The sequence below is a fragment of the Mycolicibacterium novocastrense genome (genome assembly GCF_001499835.1).
GTDB classification, from domain to species: Bacteria; Actinomycetota; Actinomycetes; order Mycobacteriales; family Mycobacteriaceae; genus Mycobacterium; species Mycobacterium novocastrense.
Map to the genome: position 1 here is coordinate 168,665 of NZ_LQIH01000002.1, position 19,552 is coordinate 188,216.

The window sequence follows — 19,552 nt, forward strand, 5'->3', positions numbered from 1 at the left end:
GCGCATATTTTGCGCGTCGAAGCCGGGTCTTTCCCGGCTTTTTTTGTGCCCGACCATCGGTCGGGCACTGTCTGTTGGTACACCTCGCAAGGAGGTCAATGTGGTCGTCTCGGACGCGTGGAATCTGGTTTGGATTCTGCTTGTACTGGTGATGGTCAACCGGGCGGTGTTCTGCCGGCGCGATGAGCCGATGGAACGCATCATCGCCTTCCTCAAGGGGCTGGCCGAGATAGTCGGCGCTGCCGCGGTCGCGCTTCGCGAGTGGCGGCGTTAGCCGTCTTTCTGATGAGTGCCTTTTCCGCCGGGAGAACCCTACCGATGCCGCCGTAACCGCCTGCGCACCGGACGGCGGCCGTCAGCGGCCCCGTACGCGCACAACCACACTGGCTTTCGCCTCGCAGTCGTCGAACCTCGATTCGACGCGCGAGGCTTTTTCATGCCCACTCGCTTTAGAAGTGATCAAATTTTGCCTTCTTTCGGTGTGCAGTGTGACGGTCGGTGCGGAGGCGTCGCCCCAGTCCGGGCAGGAAGCGGCCGACCTTGGCGGCGTAGCGGGTATAGGTTTCGCCGTGGGCACGGTGCAGGTGGGGCTCTTCAATCAGTCGTACTTGCGTCTGGATGCCGGTTAAGGCGATGCCCCAGCCGATGAGTGCGATGAGGTTGGGGACCATGAGCACCAGGCCGAGGAACGTGACTAGCACCGCGGTGAAGATGGGGTTGCGCACCCACCTGAACGGGCCGCTGGTGACAAGTGGGGTGCGTTCATTTTGGTCGACACCGATGCGCCAGGACGCGCCCATCGCCATTTGCGCACCGAAGGCGGCCAGGATGCCTAGGACCGCCAGGACCACGCCGAGCACGTGAATGGGAGGGTGCTGCAGCACGCTCACCGGCGCTAGCCCCAGCCAGTGCGCCAGCGGACCACCGACACCCACCATGAGATAGCCGACATCGGTGACGGTGAGCGCCGACCAGCCCAGCGAGCCGCGCGGTGACAGCGTGCGACGGTTGCCGCTGTCACCGGTGCGGTGGCGCTGGATGAGGGTGCGCAGCGCCCCGGCGAGCACCATCATGACCACGAACAGGGCCAGCGCGGCCGAGGCCATCATCGCCCACCGCCCGCAGCGAGTGGCTTGGCGGCGACCCCCAGCAGATAGTCGCCCTGGATGCGGGTCGCCGATCCGAGAATGACCAGATCATGCCGGCCCAACTCGTCGAGGAAGTCTTCGGCGGTGAACCGGTCCTCGGTGGGGTGGTCGAACAATCGCCGGTAGGTGGGGCGGTTGAGAGCGTGGGCGGTGACTTCTTCGAAGTAGAACCGTCCGCCGGGGGCGAGCACTCTGGCGGCTTCGGCGACCGCGGCGCGCCAGTCGGGGATGTGATGAACGATTCCGAAGTCGAACACCGCGTCGTAGCTGCCGTTATCGGCGTTGAGCGCCTCACGCAGATCGGTGGCGCTCCCGGTAGCCAGATGTACCTGGTCGCCGTAGGGGGTGAGACGGGTTCGTGCCCGCTCGATCATTGCCGGGTCTAGGTCGATCGCGTCGATCCGCGCGGCGCCGAAGCGCTGCAGCACCAGCTGCGAGCCGTAGCCTGACCCACAGCCGATTTCGAGGGCGCTGCTGCCCGGGGGGAGCCGACCCCCGAAGCGCAGCAGCACCGGTACCTCATAGAGGCGCTGCAGCCACCGCCGAGGCGGCGAGTTGATCAGAGCTGTTTCTGCCCGGTTCATCAACACCGCAGACTCCTTCCACTCAGTAGCGGTTGCCACAGGGTCCAAATGATCGGCCCTCGTCGGTGGCATCGACCTTTAACGATCTATGGCCGACGCTATCATCGTCTAGTGACGATGAATAGGTCTGGCGGTGATGCAGCTACCGGACCGCGTTGGGGCGGCGCGGCGCTGCTGCGGCCGGGGGTGCTGGCCTTCACCGGATCGATCGGCCCCACTGACGTCCATGCCCACCATGCCGTTCAGATCATCACCGCGACAACGGCGTTCACGGTGCTCGATGAACACGGCACGCGACACCGCAGCACCAAGGTGATCGTGCCCGCCGACGCGTCACACCAGATCGAGGTCGGCGCGCTGGAGGGCACGGTGGTGTTCCTGGAGCCGGAGTCCGCGCCCGGCCGGGCCGCACACTCCCGCGCCGTCCGCTCCGGCTGGACGGTCACCCCAGTTCTGAGTCCTACCCGTCGACGAGCGCTGGCCGCGATGGTCGACGAGCTGATCGCGCACCTGGCGCCCGTCACTGCCGACTACGGCACCGCGGCGCGGCATCGGGCCATCGAGGACGCGTTGCGGCTGCTGCCCGACCTGGTGGCGGCGGGCCCGGTCAGCGGCACGGAACTAGCTGCCCAGCTTGGTCTTTCGGCGAGTCGCTTGACCCATCTGTTCACCGAGCAGGTCGGCATCCCGCTACGGCGCTATGTGTTGTGGACGCGCTTACGCATCGCGATCACCCGCGTGCAGGCCGGTGATGACCTGACCGGCGCCGCGCATGGGGCGGGGTTCGCCGACAGCGCCCACCTGACCCGGACCACCCGTGAGATGTTCGGCCTACCCCCCTCGATGCTGAGCCGGCACGTGTCCTGGGACCTCGACGAGAGCAGTAGCTAGCCGAATCGTTCAAGCCTCACCACGGCGGTGGCCGCGACGATCAAGGGCATGAGTACGACCTCTTCGACCTCGACGGCGATCACTGCGGTTCAGGCGGTGGCCCGCTACGGCTATGTGCCGTTCATGCTGATCGGCCTCAACGGCGCGGGTATCGCCGTCGCCGCCGCCGGCGCCCCGAAGTACTGGCTGCTGGCCATTCTGGCGGTGGCGATCGCGACGGCGTTCTTGGTGGAGCGGATCATCCCCTATGACCCGCAGTGGAACCAGGACCGCGCCGACAGCACCCGCGACCGCATCCACGTCGCGGTCAACGAAACCCTCATCCTGGCCAGCGTCGCCGCCATCCCGCTGCTGGCCGCGATCGTCCCCGCGCCCCAGCTGTGGCCGCACAGCTGGCCGTTTGTCGCTCAGGTCCTCGCCGCGATCCTCGTCGCGGACTTCGGCATCACCGTGGTGCATCTGGCCAGCCACAAGATCGGGGTGCTGTGGCGCTTCCACGCCGTGCATCACAGCATCACCCGCTTCTACGGCCTCAACGGCCTGATGAAACACCCCCTGCACCAGACCGTGGAGATGGCCGCCGGGGTGGCACCCCTGATCCTGGTCGGGCTGCCCGTCAACGTGGCGTCCGCGCTGGCCCTGGCGGTGGCGATCCAGCTGTTGCTGCAGCACTCCAACGCCGACTATCGCATCGGACCCGCCAAGTACGTGCTGGCCCTCAACGAAGGCCACCGCTTCCATCACCTCAAATGGGCCGGCATCGGTGACGTTAACTTCGGGCTGTTCACCCTGGTGTGGGACCACCTCATGCGCACCTACTCCTATGACCCCACCCGTCGCTTCGACTCCACCCAACTCGGCATGGCCGCCAAACCCGACTACCCCAGCAGCTACCTGCGCCAGATGATCTACCCGTTCACCGCTGGCGGAGGCTGCACCCTCAAGCCCACGACCCCGGCCGGCGACGCGCCGAAGGCATCCCACCCCGCCTCGAAGTATCGCTGCTGACCGGCTATCATCGTCCTATGACGATGAATAAGGATGCCTGCCTGGCTGGCGGCACCTCGGGGACCTCTTTGAATCTTGATGCCGCGGTGGCGCTGTTTCACAGTCTCTCCGACTCGGCCCGGTTGGCGATCGTGCGCCGCCTGGCCGACGGGGAGGCCCGCGTGGTCGACCTGATCGGTGAGCTGGGCCTGGCGCAGTCCACCGTGTCGGCGCACGTGGCGTGCCTGCGGGACTGCGGCTTGGTCACCGGCCGCCCCGAGGGCCGGCAGGTGTTCTACTCGTTGACCCGCCCCGAGCTGCTCGACCTGCTTGCCTCGGCCGAGACATTGCTGGCCGCCACCGGCAACGCCGTCGCGCTGTGTCCCACCTACGGAACCCGCTCCGACACCGTCGCGGCGCCGGGGATGCAGGATGCTCGCCGATGAGTGATGCATGCGGCTGCGGCGGCGACGAACCCCGCGGCGCCGAGGAGCAGGACCGTGAGCCCGAGCGGCTCTGGCAGATCAAAGAGATACAGTTTGCCGGCATCTCGGGGGTGTTCCTGCTGGCAGCGGTGATCGCCGGGTTCCTCGACGCTGCTGAGCCGGTCGTCGTGGCGCTGGAAGCGGTGGCGCTGCTGGCCGGCGCCTACACCTTCGTGCCGTCCACTCTCAAGCGGCTGGCGAAGGGCAAGATCGGGGTCGGCACGCTGATGACCATGGCCGGGGTGGGGGCGGTGATCCTCGGCGAGGTGGGTGAGGCCGCGATGCTGGCCTTCCTGTTCTCCATCAGCGAGGGACTGGAGGAGTACTCGCTGGCCCGCACCCGCCGCGGCCTGCGTGCGCTGTTGTCACTGGTCCCCGACGAGGCGACCGTGCTGCGCGATGGCGCCGAAAAGACGGTCGCGCCTGCGGATTTGCGGATCGGTGACCGGATGCTGGTCAAGCCCGGTGAGCGTGTCGCGACCGACGGCATCGTCCGCCAGGGCCGCAGCGCGCTGGATGTCTCAGCCATCACCGGCGAGTCGGTTCCCGTGGAAGCCGGGCCCGGCGATGAGGTGTTCGCCGGGTCGATCAACGGCACCGGGGCACTCGAGGTGGAGGTCAGCACCACCGCCGAGGACAACTCGCTGGCCCGCATCGTGCGCATCGTGGAGGCCGAGCAGTCCCGCAAGGGCGCCTCCCAGCGCTTAGCCGACCGCATCGCCAAACCCCTGGTGCCCGGAATCATGATCGTCGCCGGGCTGATCGCGGTGATCGGCAGCCTGCTCGGGGACTCGGCCACCTGGATCGAACGTGCCCTGGTCGTGCTGGTCGCCGCCTCACCGTGCGCCCTGGCGATCTCGGTACCGGTCACCGTGGTGGCCGCCATCGGCGCCGCCAGCAAGCTCGGTGCGCTGGTCAAGGGCGGCGCCGCACTGGAAGGGCTGGGCAAGATCCGCGGCGTCGCACTGGACAAGACCGGCACGCTCACCGCGAACCGGCCCGCCGTCATCGACGTGGCCACCACCGCCGGTGCGACCCGCGAGCAGGTGCTCGATGTGGCGGCGGCCCTGGAAGCGCGCAGCGAGCACCCGCTGGCCGCGGCGATCCTCGCCGCAGCTGATGACGTCATTCCTGCCACCGACGTCGAGGCCGTCACCGGTGCCGGGCTCACCGGCCACCGCGACGGGCACACCCTTCGCCTGGGCCGGCCCGGCTGGCTAGACCCCGGCCCACTCGCCGGTGATGTCACCCGGATGCAGCAGGCCGGGGCCACCGCGGTCCTCGTCGAAGACAACGGCCAGGTGATCGGTGCCATCGCCGTGCGTGACGAGTTGCGTCCCGAGGCCGCCGAGGTGGTCGCGCGGTTGCGCCGCGACGGCTATCACGTCGCGATGCTCACCGGTGACAACCAGGCCACCGCCGCCGCGCTAGCCGCTGATGTCGGGATCGAGGCCGTGCACGCCGAGTTGCGTCCCGAAGACAAGGCGCGGCTGATCGAGCAGCTGCGGTTCCAGCGGCCCACGGCGATGGTCGGCGATGGCGTCAACGACGCTCCTGCGCTGGCCGCCGCCGACGTGGGGATCGCGATGGGCGCGATGGGCACCGACGTGGCCATCGAAACCGCCGACGTCGCGTTGATGGGCGAAGACCTGCGCCACCTGCCTCAAGCGTTCGGCCATGCCCGCCGGGCGCGGAGGATCATGCTGCAGAACGTCGCCCTGTCCCTGGGCCTGATCATCGCGCTGGTGCCGCTGGCGCTGTTCGGGGTGCTCGGGCTGGCCGCCGTGGTGCTGGTCCACGAACTCGCCGAGATCGTGGTGATCGCCAACGGTGTGCGGGCCGGGCGCACCACACCGCTGGCTGCCGCGCCGGTCGATCCGGCAGCCAGCCATACCCGCGCGGCGCCGGTGGGCGCGTCGTCGTGACCGCCGGCCACACCGGCGTTGTGGCTAGTCGGCGGCTAAGCACCACCGCAGACACGGGGGCAGGCGCATGATCCTGTCGTCTGTTCTGCCCGCAATGGGCCTGTTCATCGTCACCAACATCGACGACATCATCGTGCTCTCGTTGTTCTTCGCCCGCGGCGCGGGACAACGTGGGACAACGGCCCGGATCACCGCCGGGCAATACCTGGGATTTGCGGGGATCCTCGGCGCGGCTGTGCTGGTGACGCTGGGTGCCGGAGCGTTCCTTCCCCCTGAAGTCATCCCGTACTTCGGGCTCATCCCCCTGGCCCTGGGCCTGCGGGCGGCATGGGGAGCCTGGCGTGGCAACGACGATGACAATGATGATGACAAGGTCGCCGGCAAGAACGTCGGTGTCTTAACCGTCGCAGCAGTCACCTTCGCCAATGGCGGGGACAACATCGGGGTCTACGTTCCGGTCTTCTTGAGCGTGGGACCTGCAGCCGTGGTGGCCTACTGCGTCGTCTTCCTCGCTCTCGTCGCGGTCCTGGTCGTCGCCGCCCGATTCGTCGCCACCCGCCGGCCGATCGCCGAAGTCCTCGAACGCTGGGAACACGTCCTGTTCCCGGTCGTCCTGATCGCCCTGGGCATCTTCATCCTGGTCAGCGGCCTTGCCTTCGACAACTAGGCAGCCATGAACACCGGCGGTGTAATCGGCGACAGCGTGGTCGTCGAGAGGGGTTCTCGTGCCTAGCCTCAGGCGATCTGTCGCTGTCGTGGCAGCCCTGGTCGTCGCGGCCGCCTCGGTCACCGGCTGTACCACCGGCGAGGATGCCGTTGCCCAAGGCGGCACCTTCGACTTCGTCTCACCCGGCGGTCAGACCGCGATCTTCTATGACCCTCCCTCGACACGGGGCACGATCGGCAATCTGAGCGGACCCGATCTGTTCACCGACGAACCGATCCGGCTGTCGGATTTCACCGGAAAGGTCGTCCTCATCAATGTGTGGGGATCCTGGTGTGCGCCCTGCCGCACCGAAACTCCGGAGCTGGAAACGGTGTACGGCGAGTATCGCGACCGCGGCGTGCAGTTCCTCGGTATCGACGTCCGCGACAACCGGGACACCGCACGCGATTTCGTCACCGACCGCAACGTGCAGTATCCCTCCATCTTCGACCCCGCAATGCGCAGCCTCATCACCCTGGGACGCAGCTATCCGACCAGCGTGGTGCCCACCACGATGGTCCTCGACCGCCAGCACAGGGTCGCCGCGGTGTACCTCATGGCACTACTAGCCGAAGACCTACGGCCGCTACTGGACCGGCTGAGCACCGAGCGCTGACCCCTCACAAGACAGCAGCTGGCAGTGCCCGGTCGCCGTTTACCTGCTGGGTAGGGCTGCGCCGAGGTCGTCGGGGATGGGCATCGGTGTCATCAGCCCTGCCGTGACGCGGCCGGTGTTGCCGACGGGATACCGACCGGTCATCGACCCGGGCGCGGCGACAATGAGGCGCAACACCTGCCCGAGTGCTTCGCGGCGGTCGCGCTGGCGCACGGCCAACCCCAGCATGGCGGCGTGGTTGCACGTGTGCAGCCACGGATCTGGCTGCGACACGATGTGCGCCCGCTCCAGATGTCGCCACCGCACCAGCGCATCGTCGGCCTTCCTGGCCGCGTCCATCTCGCGGCGATACACCAGGCGGGCCTGCGCACTAATCCTTGGCATCACACTCGCTCCTGTCCTGCGGTCGGCAGTTCGGTCACCGACCGCCACCAATACCAGCCGCAATACCGTTACTTACCAACACATTTCAAACCCGTCGTGAAGTCGGCAACGCACTGCGGGAGCGCAAGCATCAGCCACGATTCGGACCATTCTCAGCCACCGCGGCCACGCCGGTCAGCACCGCGGCCGTCAACTGGCGCCCGCGCTCGGTCAGCCGATACATGACCAACTTCCCCTGGCGCCGCGAGGACACCAGTGACGCATTCTTGAGCTGGCGCAGATGGTGTGACACCAGACCTTGAGACAACCCGACCACCCAGGCCATGTCGCAGACACACAATTCCTCGCCCGTGGCCAACGCGGCCGCAATGGACAGTCGGGTGCCATCCCCCAAACCACGCGCGGCGGCCGCGGCGGCCTGCACGGTGGCGCTGTCGGGCACCGCAGCCCGGATCTCCTCCGCGTGGAGCAGGTCCAAACACAGAAGATCGCAGGTATCGAGCGGCTCCGACATATTCATATACTAAAGTACGTTGATATGAACATGAAAGGCCTCGGCTGGATCCTGGCCAACACCCGCGTGCTCCTCACGCTCTTCGTCATCGCGGTCGCAACCGTGGGGACCGTGGTGTTTCTCTCCGTTCGCGACGCGGGCTCAACTCCCGACGTCGCACTTGACGGGTCACCAGCCGGGCAGACGGTCCGGGAGAACAGTCACCGCCTCAACTCGGTACCCGACAGCGAGGTCTACTTCGTCGAGTTCCTCGACTTCGAATGCGAAGGCTGCCGCGCGCTCTATCCCGCTGTCGAGCAGCTCCGCGCCGAGTACGGCGACCGGGTGAACTTCGTGCTGCGTTACTTCCCGCTGCGCTCCCACTTCAACGCCGAACGCGCCGCACGCGCTGTGGAAGCCGCCGCCCAGCAAGGCCAACTCGAAGCCATGTACCGCAAAATGTATGAGACACAAGCCGAATGGGGTGAGCAACAGATCCCCGCCGATAACGTGTTTCGCGGCTTTGCCCAACAACTGGGCTTGGACATGGAGGCCTTCGACACCGCCTACAACGACCCCGCAACCCTAGAACGCATCCAACTCGACATCGCCGACGGCACCGCACTCGGAGTGCAAGGAACCCCCACCTTCTTCATCAACGACGAGCGGATCCAGCCGCGCAGCTACGACGACCTCACTACGGCACTCGACCAGGCCTTGGAGCGCAGTTAGGGCGACGCCTGTCTCGTTTCTAGAGAAACGAGACAGCCCTACGTGGCCAACGCTGTGGCTGCATCGCGCCAGGTCGCGGTGTCTCATTTCTTGTCTCACACGGCGTGTCTCAGATCCTCGATGTCGGAGGTCGATGAGACGGTGGTGGCGTGACAACGATCCTCGGGTACGCGCGGGTGAGCACCGCGGGCCAGGACCTCGATGGACAGCTGGCCGCACTTGCTGCCCAGGGCGTCGAATCTGGCCAGATCTTCACCGACAAGCTTTCCGGTGCGGTGAACACTGACCGGCCAGGCCTGGCGGCCCTGCTGCACTACGCCCGCGAGGGCGACACCGTGGTCGTCACCGCCATCGATCGTCTCGGGCGTTCCGTCGCCGAAGTTACTCGCACCATTGCCGAACTCGGTGAACGTCGAATCCTGTTGCGCGCCCTACGTGAAGGCATAGACACCGGCACACCAACAGGCCGCGCGGTGGCCGCCATCATGGCCACCCTGGCCGAGCTTGAACTCGAACTCGGCCGCGAGCGCCGCGCTGCTTCTCGCGACTCCAGGCGAGCGCGTCGCCTCCCGGCCACCAAGCCCGCCAAATTGACCCTTGAGCGACAGAAACAGCTCCGTCGTCTCGCCGAGACCGGAGAACCCGTCCACGAACTCGCCAAAGCGTTCGGCATCAGCCGAGCGACGGCATACCGGTACCTCGCCGCATCCGTGGAGCGTGTCTAAAACCGTAGTTTTGGGACTGATCTCGCGCGACGGAAACGGACCCTTCGGCCGGTACTTCTCTGGTGAGCACCAATCGCCGGAGCGGGCCTCAACTGTTTGCACCCGGCGCTGGCACTCTTCGGCCCGGCCTGTGTTTTGGGCTGTCTCGAACCAGAAGAAGAGGACACGCTTGCTGGCGTGGCCCCAGGGGCTCCCCGTCTAGGGGGTGCCCGGTCGACACCTCCGAAGGGAGCCACCGGTGAGCAACCAGACTGCCGCCGTCCTCATCGTCGCCATCGCCCTTGTCGGGTTCTACGTGTTAGTCGGATACATCGTCCACAAGACGGGCACGACTACCGGCATCGCCGAAATCGGCCGCGCCGTCGCCGACATCATCTCGGCACTCATGAACAGAAGGTCATGAACCGCTCTCTCACCAGCCGGGCCTACCGGTGCGTGCGTGCCGAGGCGTCGGTGGTGGTCGACCGACGCGTGATACAGGTTCAGAGTGCTTCTCGAACTGGTCGATCTGCGGCCCCGCCCCTGCGACAACCGATGGTGGGTGCCGCCGTTCGCCGAGAACGTCACTTACGAGCACCCCCACTGGTGGAACCGACAGCCCGGCGAGGACCCGTGGTTCGTCCAGGTGCTCGATCAAACAGGGATAGAGGTCGCCAGGGTCGAGTTCGACGACCCCGGCGGCATCAACCTGGAGTACGCGGATGTGCCGGAGCTCGGAGACGAGCGTCTGGAGATCCAGTTCATCGAGGTAGCCATCGGGGCCCGCGGGCACGGCGTGGGCAGGCGGGTGGTGCGGAACCTTATGGAACGGCACCCAGACCGCAGACTCTTCGCCTACAGCGAGGGCGCCGACCGCTTCTGGGCTTCGCTCGGCTGGAAGTCGTTCGAGCACCCAGCCGGCGGCTATCGGACGTTGTTCGTCCAGTCACCCGACGGTCTAAGAACTGCGCTGTAGGCCCGACCCGCGGCAACCTCACGTTCCGTCCGGGACACCGCCCCCGCAGCCTCCATTCTCTGTATGCTTGTATGACGTATTGTATACTTGCGTCATACAGAAAGGAGGTCGCGCATGGCCGTTATCAACATCCGTGTCGAGGATCGGATCCGCGACCAGCTCAAAGACCTGGCCGACGCCGAGGGGCTCACGCTGAGCGAGTACGTCCGCGACCGCCTCCTAGAGGTGCTCGTCCCCCCCGACTACCGGCCATCGGACGACTACGACGGTGAGCCGGCGCCGGAGACGATGCGAATCGCCGACCGCCAGGTGCTGTCGTTGCTGCACCGCATCCTGGCGCGTGTGCTGCCCGAAGATGCCGACGGCGAAGACGGAGACGAGGCGTACCAGCTCCAGCGCGCAGAGGTGATCGAGAAAGGCTTCACCGGGGAGTACTGGAGGACAGTGGCGGGGTTCCGGACCGAGTTGTCCAAGCTCGACTGCGATCGCGTCCTCGACATTCTCGACATGTTCCGCGTGATCACGTTCAGCATCGCGCGGCTGGCGAAGAAGGGAACGCCGGTCAGCGAAGACCTGGAGTACAAGTTGGAATTCCAGGGTTTCGACTATCAAGACAAGCTCGAAAGCCACATGGCCAGTTACGTCGAGTTCCTGATGAGCGACGATCGATGGACTGAACTGCGACCCCAGCTGGAGCGCAACGACGGTGGCAACTCCCACCACGGGACACTTGGTACCTACATGCGGATGCTCGCCGAGTACCGCCGCATCAAGGATTCTCGGGATCGAGGTTTCCACCGGGACGACTACCTGCTGTCCACCGAGGAGCTCGAACAGATCGCCGCGGCTCAAGTCCACCCCTCACACCGTGGGTAGCTCGGCTGGGCTGGCCGGCCGGAACCGTCCCGGCGTCGAAATGCAGTGTTTCCGTGGCCAGTAAAGGGTGGGTGCAGCAGGGCGGCGCAGCGGCGCTGCTGGGCGATGCGTACCGGCGTGCGCCTGGCGGCTACGTCGCGTTCCTCGATGAAAGCTTCGAGCTGGGAGCCAACCGGCGGACCTTCTACCTGATGTCGGCTGTAGTCGCCCATCGCGACCAATTGACGCCGCTGCGCAACGGCCTTCTTGACGTGGTGGGCGATCGTTACTGGCACACGACGGAAAGCCTTCTCACCAGCGACGGCCGCCAGCAGGCAGTAGAGGTGGCGGAGTATCTGGGCGACGAGAACGGCACCGAAGTGTGCATCGTCTCCTGTCGGATGCCGCTCGGTGATGACGGTGGGGACGCTGCGCGCCGTGCATGCTTCGGGCAGCTCGCCGCCAGCCTGTGCACCGGGACGCAGCCGTTAGCCGGCGAGGTTCACCTGATGGTGCTTGAGCAGCGGGAAACGCAACATGAGCGCAGTTTCGATGCCAAGATCGTCAAGGAGCTGCGGGCAGAGAAGGTGATCTGCCGTCAGTGCCAACTGAAGCAGGTTTCTCCGCGGGACGAAAAGCTGCTGTGGCTTCCGGATCTGGTGTCCTCGGCGGTCCGACGCAGCATCACGCATCAGGAGAAGGACCTACTGGAGCCGATCGAACACATCGTCAGGGTGCTGAACTGCCCCTAAATGCAGAGCAACCCCGGCGCGCCGTAGCCATCAACCGGGGTCAGACAGATCGTGGGGCATAGCCGCAGAATCCGTACCTTGCTCCTGTCCGAAGTATGCCACCCATGGTCCGCGGATGTCCAGGTTAGCGCTGTCACAACGCGCGAAACGGAGCCCCGAGCGGAAGACCTGATTGCTATATGTTGCCTATAGGCAACATGAGCTGGGCACATTCGGGATGCCGATGTAGCTGTGGTGGTGGCTCGATGTCACCATCCCCCGATACCGTCGAGTCATGACGACGTGGTACCGGCGGCGGCCACACCGCACGGGGCTGGCCGTCGCGGCGACAGCGCTGGCGCTCGCCGCTGGTGCAGCGGTGACCAGCGGCCTCGCTCTGGCCCGCACTGTCGAACCCGCGCAGCACACGGTCAACGTGGTGGCACCCCCGCCGGCGGCCACCCATGACCCCAGCGAAGTCAAGGCGGCGAAGTCCACTGCATGCGCTGCGTGGGAGCGGTCGGCACGATCAACAGCTTCAGCTAGTAAGGCGAGTGCCGAAGCCTTGGAACAGAGCTGGAGTAGCCCCGAAAGCGTTGAAGCGCTGGCCAACGAGAAGCGCACTGGCATGACTGCGGTCTCTTACCTTCGTACGCAGACAGATTCTGCCACACCAGCTGCGACAGCAATACCGCTGCACGACTGGATGACGGCCAACATCAACATGTTGCACGCGCTGAACATGCGGCACTGGGACGAGGCCGATCGCGAACAGAAACGCGGTAACGATCTGGTCGATGTCATCACGTCCGAGTGCGGGTTGCGCTAATGCCTGCAGTCAGAGGGTCCGGGGGGTCGTATGGGCGGCTGATTGTTACACCGGATATGGAGCCGCCTGATGCCGCGCACTGGGACGCCCAGGAGCAGACCTATCGAGCGGGCGCGACGGCGTGGGACGGTATCTACCAGAAGATCGTCACCGACAACGCACAGTTTCGCGATGCCGCCGATTCTCAGGGCTTCGATGAGGCTCACCGGGTGGGTGCGGTGTTGGCCGAGGAGGCCAAGACGATCGCCGAATGGCACGACAAGTGCGCCAACAAGTGCGCCGATATCGCCACCGTGTTGCGTGACATCCGTGCCGGTCAAGAGCAGCTGATCCGCGAGGCTGATCCTAAAATCGCCGCCGCGCAGCTGCCCGGCGAAGCCGAAGCGCTGGTCGCTCAGTACCACGGCATGGCCAGGTATCAGACCGAGGCGGGGGTCACGGCCGCGATGGCCGCGCACACGTCGTTCAAGAAAAGCAGTGAAAACGTAAGGGCTCTAGATCTTCTGACGAAAAGGGGTGATGTCCCCACCGCGCCTCCGGTGCAACCGGTGGACCACACGTCGCCCGGTATTGAACAGGACGAAAGTCCCTACCGCTACACCGAAAAGCCGAAAGCCGGGGCCGACGCACCCGAGCCTGTGGACGACGCCCCGACCGACCAAAAAGGCGCAGCCGTCACGCAGCCTGGGGTGACGCCAGGAACTGGCGCGGAGACGGGCCGCACTGCGGCGGGGGATGAAAGTGTCTCGGCGGCGGGGCCACCGGTAACTCAGGCGACGCCGGGGATGGCTCCTGCGCCTCGGTCGGCCGCGGTCTCGCCGCTCGGTGGTGGCGGTGCGCCGTCGATGGGTGGTCTGGGTAGTGGCGGCGGTGGATTGGGTTCCGGTGGTGGGCTTCCGAAGATGCCCGGCGCTCTGGGAAGTGGCGGTATGCCGGGGGCGGGCTCTAATCCTCTGGGTAGCGGCGTAGGCCAAATGCCCGGCGCCGGAAGCCGATTGCCGAATGCTGGCGGGGTTCCGGGATCGCCTTCGGGCGCGGGGGCCACGTCGCCTTTGTCTGCGTTCAATCATGGAGCGGCGGCGACGGCGGGCATTGGTGGCGGGATACCGCCCGCGCCGCCGCCGGCACCGGCGAGTCCGTCGCCGGCCCTGTCGGCCGGTGGTGGGCATGCGTCACCGGCCGCCCCTACCGCCGCGCCCACCGCGGCGGGTATGGGGACCGGCGGGGGTGCACCGATGATGCTGCCGCCCGGTTCAATGGGACCGCCAGCCGGGCCCGTTCCACCGCCTGCGGCGCCGACCGTGCCAGCGGGCACTGTCGGCTCGACGAACGCCCCGGCGGCGTCGGCCGCGCCGTCACCGGTTGCGGCGGCGAGCCCGACACTGATCCCGGCCAGCGTGGTGGCCGCGGGCCAGACAGCGGCCGCCCAGGAGCGCCGCGAGTCGGCCGACGCGGCAGCGGCCAAGGAGTTGGCGTGGAAGCTGCAGCACGCGGCTCAAGCGGTCGAGTATCCGATTGAGTGGGCGGTAGGAGTCTTCCGCTCACCCAGCGGCACGGATACCGTCATCACGTCCAACGACGGGGCGAGTTACATTCCGGCGGGTGTGTTCGTTCCCCGCTCCGTGCGGGTGCTGTCCACAGATCCTTTGGTGGACGACCATTTTCGGCAACTCTGGTTCGGGTGGGGGGACCCGGCACGTGTGCTGATCGAGTATGCGCAGCTGCGCGCTGAGACGGGATGGCGGCTGGTCGCGGCCGCGACGACAGGCGTGGTGAACGTGTTGCGGAATGCCGGGGCAGAACACCCGCCCTCGTGCACGCGCCAGACCAACCCATGGCGGCAAGAGGGCGTCGAGATCCCCGCTCCGGTCCTGGACGGCATGCACGAGCACCGCCTCGCGGTGCTGTGGCCTGACGTGTACCCACGGTTGCTGCGCATCATGGAGGCCGACCCGATCTTTCAAGACCGCATCGTCTCAGGGGTGAGCGCATCGTTGATGCACTCGGCGACCACTCAGGCTCAGGCGGTCGACGACGGCATCCCCGACCCGATTCGCCAAGTCTGGATGACCAGGGGCGCTGACCGCGAACCAACCGTCCAGCAGTGGGCGGACTACGACGCCGAAGCCAAGAGCTTCAACGCCACCACAGCGATCTATCGGCCGGCGTTCGTCAACGGCTGCACCGCCGATCCCGGCGACACCCTCCAGGAGCGGGCCCGGTACCGGGCGCACTGGCTCGTGGCGCGTACCGCCGAGCACATCGGCGGGTGGTCCCGGCGCCCGCTGCCGCTACCCGACATGTGTTACGCCGCCGCCGCGACCGGCGACGCCCCTCATCTGCGCGACGTGATCGTCAAGGCCCTTGTCAGCGTCGAAGAGGACCTCCAATACGAGGTCCCTGGATGACGACACCAGATGGTGCGGACGGCGCAGCTTGGAGAGTCGAGCTAGAGCGCCGGCACGGGATGCTGGCCCGGACAGCCCGTCGCTAACGCTGCGCTGACCCCTGCTTCTCCGTGAATGCAGAGACGCCACTAGCTACGCCATGCCTCCGAGTATGTGGCACCGAAGCTGTCGAAACCGAAGCTGCGTACCCTGCCTACAAACCTCCATGGGCACGGGCAGTTTCTAAAGTTCGCGGCGGCTGACGAGGATGTCGCGCGCCGTGCGTCGCTCGGCGTCAGCGACTTCGCTGTTGAATGTGCCAGCCAAACGCGCATACGCCACGTTAAGGAGATCGTCGTTAATCTCGCCGGGCTGGCCTGCGACCGCTCGGGATTGGTCGGGTGAACTTGACACCATGTCATCAACGATATGTCGCGTGCGTTCAACACCGCCGTACATCTCGTCGACTCTCGCGGCGGCCTAGTGGCCGCCGCCCCTCAAATCAGCCCTGTTCCGCACGCCTTGCATAACGTATCCCACATGGTGCGTCCAGCAAGCTGGATCAGGCTAGCGGGTGGAAGTCCCGTCCCGGTAGGTACCGGAACGCCGGGTAGCAGGCCCCGGTTCGTCGTCGAGAGGTGGCGGGCTGAGCGGGGTGTCAAGAGCCTCTTCGGAGGGAGCAAGTGTGCGGGCCGTAGCGCGAAGCGAACTCTGCAGCCTCGTCAAACGCACAACGGGAGAGCCGAGCCGCTCATGTCACGGCGAAGGCCATGTCTGCTGGGCCCTGGTCCGGGGTCAGTCCAGCGGGTCTCCCCGGGGTATGGGAGATGGCACGTGCACATAGTCTGGTTCGGAACTGGAGAGGCCCGTCTGCCTGGCCTTGTCGGGCAAAGACCAGGGGTATAAGCCGATGGTGAAAATCTCTGGAGGGCAGCGGGAGTCCGATGGGGTCGTAGTACCGCTGATCGGTGTGCAGCACAACGCGCCGGGAGGGAAGGACCCCAACTTTGATCACGCGCGCAGAGTGGGTAAGTGCGAGGGCATGGCCGGGCTTGCCTGGTCCAATTCCCCCGGCAGGTCATCGCCTGTCGTAGCCGATGAGCCGTTGGTGGTTTCGCCGGTGAAAGTGCGACAACTGCAACGCACGCTATGGGCTGCGGCCAAGCAGTCTTCGGGTCGGCGTTTCCACGCCCTGTATGACCGTATCTACAGGGGTGACGTCCTGTGGGAGGCGTGGGAACGGGTGCGAGCGAATAGGGGCGCGGCCGGGGTGGATCGGATCACCCTGGTCGCGGTGGAGGACTACGGCGTGGACCGCATGCTGCGTGAGTTGCGTCGGGACCTTCGCACAGGTCGGTATCGTCCCGCGCCAGCCAGGCGTGTGGAGATCCCGAAACCACGTGGTGGTAAGCGGCCGTTGGGGATTCCTACGGTGCGAGACCGGGTGGCCCAGGCGGCGGCCAAGCTGGTGTTGGAACCGATATTCGAGGCGGACTTTCTGTCGTGCTCGTATGGGTTTCGGCCGAAGCGGTCAGCTACACAAGCGATGGAACGGCTTCGTGTCGGGTTCATCGAGGGCTACCAGTTCGTGGTGGAGTTCGATATCGCCAATTTCTTCGGCGAGATCGACCATGACCGCATCCTCACCGAGGTGGGGCGGCGGGTCTCGGATCGGCGGGTGCTCAAGCTGCTGCGTCAGTGGCTGCAAGCAGGAGTCATGGTTGACGGTGAGGTGACGCGGACGGTCGCGGGCACCCCGCAGGGCGGGGTGATCTCCCCGCTGTTGGCCAACATCTACCTGCATGTGCTCGACACCGAACTTTCCCGCAGGAATGTGGGTGAGTTGGTGCGCTACGCCGATGACGGTGTGGTGATGTGCCGTTCGGCGGCACAAGCCGAGCACGCCCTGGCGGTGCTGGGCGAAATCCTGGCGTCGTTGGGGTTGCGGCTGCATCCGGACAAGACGAAGGTGGTCGACTTGCGTGAGGGGCGTGAGGGCCTGGATTTTCTGGGTTGTCACTTCCGGGCGCGTATGTCGGGGCGGTTGTGGGAACAGAAGCGGATCGTGCGCTACTACCTGCATCGCTGGCCCAGCCAGACGGCCATGGCCCGCCTGCGGGCCAAGGTGCGCGAACGCACCGGAGCCAATCGGGTCGGCATCGATATCCGTGACGTGATCGCGGCATTGAATCCGATCTTGCGCGGTTGGGGCAACTACTTTCGCACCGGCAACGCCGCCACTAAGTTCCGCCAGATCGACCGGTACGTGATGTGGCGCCTATTTCGCCTAATGGTGAAGAAGCGGGGCCGTAACCTGCGTGCCGGACAAGCCGATCAGTGGACTGAAGAGTGGTTTCACGGTCATGGCCTTTTCCGCTTGCGCGGCACCATCCGCTACCCGAAGGCGGCGTAACCATGTCAAGAAGATCATCGGTAAGCCGTGTGCGGGAAAACCGCACGCACGGATTGAAAGGGGGAAGGGGAAACGGGTCCGCTACGCAGATACCGCGCCCCTGACTACCAATGAAGGGCAACGACTGTAGAGGCGGGGCTGCTAGTCGTCGATGCTGGCGCCGAGGGCGTGTTCAGGGTCCTCAACCGCCGTCGCGCGGGTGCGCCATCCCAAGGCGATCTGACGGCGCTGGGCTGCTCGGACGGCGCGCGCGGCGGCGTCGTACTGGGTGAGCACCTGGCGCCATTCTTCGCCGAGGTGGGTGCGGCCGAGGCGGTCGGCCAGTGTGACCGCTGGCACGGGGTCAAGGGGCGGGTCTGCAGGGGCGGAGGGCGCGGTCGTGAGGGTGGTGCTCCACGGCAGGGAATGGGTGAGCAGCCGCAGCGCCGACGAGCTCAAGCCGCGACTGTTGCTGGGGTCGAGGAGGATGACTCGGGCGTCTGCGGCTGCGGCGTGGCGGGCGATGTCGGCGAGCTGGTCGGGTTCGGCAGCTGCGGGGTCGTCGATGATGACGACTGCTCCGGGCGGTAGTGCCCACTGCTGATCGCTGATTTGACGCTCGGCGCGAGCAACGGTGGTGATGGTGTCGGCCAGCTCGGCCTCGCGGGCGGGTGCCGCGCTGGCGTCGGTGGTCGAGAGCCAGAGCACTTTGCGGTCGTTGGCGTTGGCCGTGCTGCGCAGGGTGTAGAGCGCCGCAGCGGTTTCGCCGTCGGTGGCGTCGGCGCGCACGACGCTGAGCCGATAGGGCTGCGCGGCCAAGGATTTGAGCCGGTCCGCGGTGCGCGGCTCGTGCGCTGCGAGGACCGCCGCGGGGATGAGCAAGGGCGTGCGGGTGAGGTCGGCGTCGCCGGCCACTTGGAGCAGGGCAACTTCGGAGCGCGCCGATTTCAGCAGCTGCTCGAGAGTGTCGGAGGTGGCGGTCTGGGCCGCGGCGAAGGCACCGGCGACGTCGCGCTCAGCGCGGTCGAGCTCGCGGCGCAGCGCCTGGCGGCGGTCGCGCAGCAGCGCGCGGGCGGCCAGGTCCGCGCGCTCGGCGTCGCCGCGTGCGGTGGCGATGTCGTGCTCGGTGACGATCTTGTGGCCGCCGGCGGCCGCGGTACGCGCAGCCTGCGCCTCGGCGAAGGCCTGGTGAAACTGATGCGACGGTGGCTGCTCGGGCAGGCGGCGGATGTGAAAGGCCAGATCGGCTTGCGCTGAGGCGATGTCGAGTTCGTCGGCGTCGGGGTTGGCCCGTAGAAGGTCGAGCTGAGTGCGCGCGTGCTCGATAAGGCGCAGGGTGTCGTTGTAGGCGGCGTCGGCATCGGCCCACTGCTCCATCACCGCGGCGACGGCGTGGCCGTAGGGTCGATCCGCGTCGACTTGGCGGCGCATCCGCAAGAGCTCGTCGGTCGCAGCGCGCATAGCGGGGCCATGCCCGGCGCGAATTCCTGCGTCCAAGGTTTTGATTGATTCGCAAACCTCGCGGTATTCCTGCTGCAGCGTGGTGACCAAATTCATGGTGATGCCCAATTCCGGTGCGGGACGGTTTGCTGAGAGGTCTTCGAATTGCAAATCGCCGAATCCTTCTGACCCGTATTCAAATGAACCATCGGGCGAGGCGACGTCGAAGTGGTCGTCGAAGGGCGGGGCCTGGTCGACGTCGGCGAAGGGGCTTTCAGGGTCGGGGG

At 66.4% G+C, this 19,552-nt stretch carries 22 protein-coding genes; 16 read left to right on the forward strand and 6 right to left on the reverse strand.

Annotated elements, in window-relative coordinates; all coding sequences use genetic code 11:
• The first annotated feature begins 100 nt into the window (after window positions 1-100).
• Window positions 101-274 carry a hypothetical protein gene (locus tag AU072_RS28230; protein WP_014805583.1) on the forward strand — a complete coding sequence of 58 codons (174 nt, stop codon included), beginning with the start codon at window positions 101-103 and terminating at the stop codon, window positions 272-274.
• A 175-nt stretch (window positions 275-449) separates the two neighbouring features.
• Here AU072_RS28230 and AU072_RS03545 read toward each other — a convergent pair whose 3' ends face one another.
• Both AU072_RS03545 and AU072_RS03550 read right to left on the reverse strand, forming a co-directional pair.
• On the reverse strand, window positions 450-1,109 hold the full coding sequence (locus AU072_RS03545; protein WP_174523697.1) for a methyltransferase family protein: 660 nt from the start codon (window positions 1,107-1,109) through the stop codon (window positions 450-452).
• Window positions 1,106-1,732 carry a class I SAM-dependent methyltransferase gene (locus AU072_RS03550; protein ID WP_064412524.1) on the reverse strand — a complete coding sequence of 209 codons (627 nt, stop codon included), beginning with the start codon at window positions 1,730-1,732 and terminating at the stop codon, window positions 1,106-1,108. Before AU072_RS03550 ends, AU072_RS03545 begins: the two co-directional genes overlap by 4 nt.
• A gap of 117 nt (window positions 1,733-1,849) precedes the next feature.
• On the opposite strand from AU072_RS03550, the gene AU072_RS03555 reads away from it, so the two are divergent.
• The 6 genes from AU072_RS03555 to AU072_RS03580 all read left to right on the forward strand — a co-directional run bounded on the left by AU072_RS03555 (window position 1,850) and on the right by AU072_RS03580 (window position 7,342).
• Window positions 1,850-2,623, forward strand: a complete 774-nt coding sequence (locus AU072_RS03555) for a helix-turn-helix domain-containing protein (RefSeq protein ID WP_064412525.1) — start codon at window positions 1,850-1,852, stop codon at window positions 2,621-2,623.
• Between the two features lie 48 nt (window positions 2,624-2,671).
• Window positions 2,672-3,631: a sterol desaturase family protein gene (locus AU072_RS03560; protein ID WP_064412526.1), complete on the forward strand. Its 960-nt coding sequence runs from the start codon at window positions 2,672-2,674 to the stop codon at window positions 3,629-3,631.
• 17 nt (window positions 3,632-3,648) lie between these two features.
• Window positions 3,649-4,056, forward strand: coding sequence for an ArsR/SmtB family transcription factor (locus AU072_RS03565; RefSeq protein ID WP_174523698.1), 408 nt, complete (start codon window positions 3,649-3,651; stop codon window positions 4,054-4,056).
• Window positions 4,053-6,020: a heavy metal translocating P-type ATPase gene (locus AU072_RS03570; protein ID WP_064412493.1), complete on the forward strand. Its 1,968-nt coding sequence runs from the start codon at window positions 4,053-4,055 to the stop codon at window positions 6,018-6,020. The genes AU072_RS03565 and AU072_RS03570 overlap by 4 nt, the downstream gene beginning before the upstream one ends.
• A gap of 67 nt (window positions 6,021-6,087) precedes the next feature.
• On the forward strand, window positions 6,088-6,687 hold the full coding sequence (locus AU072_RS03575) for a cadmium resistance transporter (protein WP_064412494.1): 600 nt from the start codon (window positions 6,088-6,090) through the stop codon (window positions 6,685-6,687).
• 58 nt (window positions 6,688-6,745) lie between these two features.
• On the forward strand, window positions 6,746-7,342 hold the full coding sequence (locus AU072_RS03580) for a TlpA family protein disulfide reductase (protein ID WP_064412495.1): 597 nt from the start codon (window positions 6,746-6,748) through the stop codon (window positions 7,340-7,342).
• Window positions 7,343-7,381: 39 nt separating this feature from the next.
• On the opposite strand, the gene AU072_RS03585 is transcribed toward AU072_RS03580, so the two are convergent.
• The gene (locus AU072_RS03585; protein WP_064412496.1) at window positions 7,382-7,726 is read right to left on the reverse strand and encodes a DUF3703 domain-containing protein; all 345 of its coding nucleotides are present in this window, start codon (window positions 7,724-7,726) and stop codon (window positions 7,382-7,384) included.
• Window positions 7,727-7,856: 130 nt separating this feature from the next.
• Window positions 7,857-8,240, reverse strand: coding sequence for an ArsR/SmtB family transcription factor (locus AU072_RS03590; RefSeq protein WP_064412497.1), 384 nt, complete (start codon window positions 8,238-8,240; stop codon window positions 7,857-7,859).
• A 24-nt stretch (window positions 8,241-8,264) separates the two neighbouring features.
• Between AU072_RS03590 and AU072_RS03595 the strand changes: the two genes are divergently transcribed.
• The 8 genes from AU072_RS03595 to AU072_RS03625 all read left to right on the forward strand — a co-directional run bounded on the left by AU072_RS03595 (window position 8,265) and on the right by AU072_RS03625 (window position 15,454).
• On the forward strand, window positions 8,265-8,951 hold the full coding sequence (locus AU072_RS03595) for a DsbA family protein (RefSeq protein WP_064412498.1): 687 nt from the start codon (window positions 8,265-8,267) through the stop codon (window positions 8,949-8,951).
• 149 nt (window positions 8,952-9,100) lie between these two features.
• Complete coding sequence (locus AU072_RS03600; RefSeq protein WP_064412499.1) at window positions 9,101-9,676, forward strand: recombinase family protein; 576 nt, start codon at window positions 9,101-9,103, stop codon at window positions 9,674-9,676.
• Between the two features lie 238 nt (window positions 9,677-9,914).
• The gene (locus tag AU072_RS28235) at window positions 9,915-10,079 is read left to right on the forward strand and encodes a hypothetical protein (protein WP_165595653.1); all 165 of its coding nucleotides are present in this window, start codon (window positions 9,915-9,917) and stop codon (window positions 10,077-10,079) included.
• Window positions 10,080-10,163: 84 nt separating this feature from the next.
• Window positions 10,164-10,631, forward strand: a complete 468-nt coding sequence (locus tag AU072_RS03605) for a GNAT family N-acetyltransferase (RefSeq protein WP_064412500.1) — start codon at window positions 10,164-10,166, stop codon at window positions 10,629-10,631.
• A gap of 114 nt (window positions 10,632-10,745) precedes the next feature.
• Window positions 10,746-11,507, forward strand: a complete 762-nt coding sequence (locus tag AU072_RS03610) for a YfbU family protein (protein WP_064412501.1) — start codon at window positions 10,746-10,748, stop codon at window positions 11,505-11,507.
• Window positions 11,508-11,560: 53 nt separating this feature from the next.
• A complete protein-coding gene (locus tag AU072_RS03615) occupies window positions 11,561-12,238 on the forward strand; it encodes a hypothetical protein (protein WP_066845767.1) in 678 nt (225 codons plus the stop codon).
• Window positions 12,239-12,512: 274 nt separating this feature from the next.
• A complete protein-coding gene (locus AU072_RS03620) occupies window positions 12,513-13,046 on the forward strand; it encodes a hypothetical protein (protein ID WP_064412503.1) in 534 nt (177 codons plus the stop codon).
• On the forward strand, window positions 13,046-15,454 hold the full coding sequence (locus AU072_RS03625) for an EspK C-terminal domain-containing protein (RefSeq protein ID WP_064412504.1): 2,409 nt from the start codon (window positions 13,046-13,048) through the stop codon (window positions 15,452-15,454). The genes AU072_RS03620 and AU072_RS03625 overlap by 1 nt, the downstream gene beginning before the upstream one ends.
• Before the next feature lie 222 nt (window positions 15,455-15,676).
• On the opposite strand, the gene AU072_RS27895 is transcribed toward AU072_RS03625, so the two are convergent.
• Window positions 15,677-15,892 (reverse strand): hypothetical protein, encoded by a 216-nt coding sequence (locus AU072_RS27895; RefSeq protein ID WP_059100272.1) that lies wholly within the window; start codon window positions 15,890-15,892, stop codon window positions 15,677-15,679.
• A gap of 649 nt (window positions 15,893-16,541) precedes the next feature.
• On the opposite strand from AU072_RS27895, the gene ltrA reads away from it, so the two are divergent.
• Entirely contained in the window at window positions 16,542-17,846 is a 1,305-nt protein-coding gene (gene ltrA, locus AU072_RS03630; protein WP_235629997.1) for a group II intron reverse transcriptase/maturase, read from the forward strand.
• 141 nt (window positions 17,847-17,987) lie between these two features.
• Here the strand turns inward: ltrA and AU072_RS03635 are convergent.
• Window positions 17,988-19,552: AAA family ATPase (locus AU072_RS03635; protein WP_165596689.1), on the reverse strand; the 1,565-nt coding region annotated here is incomplete at its 5' end.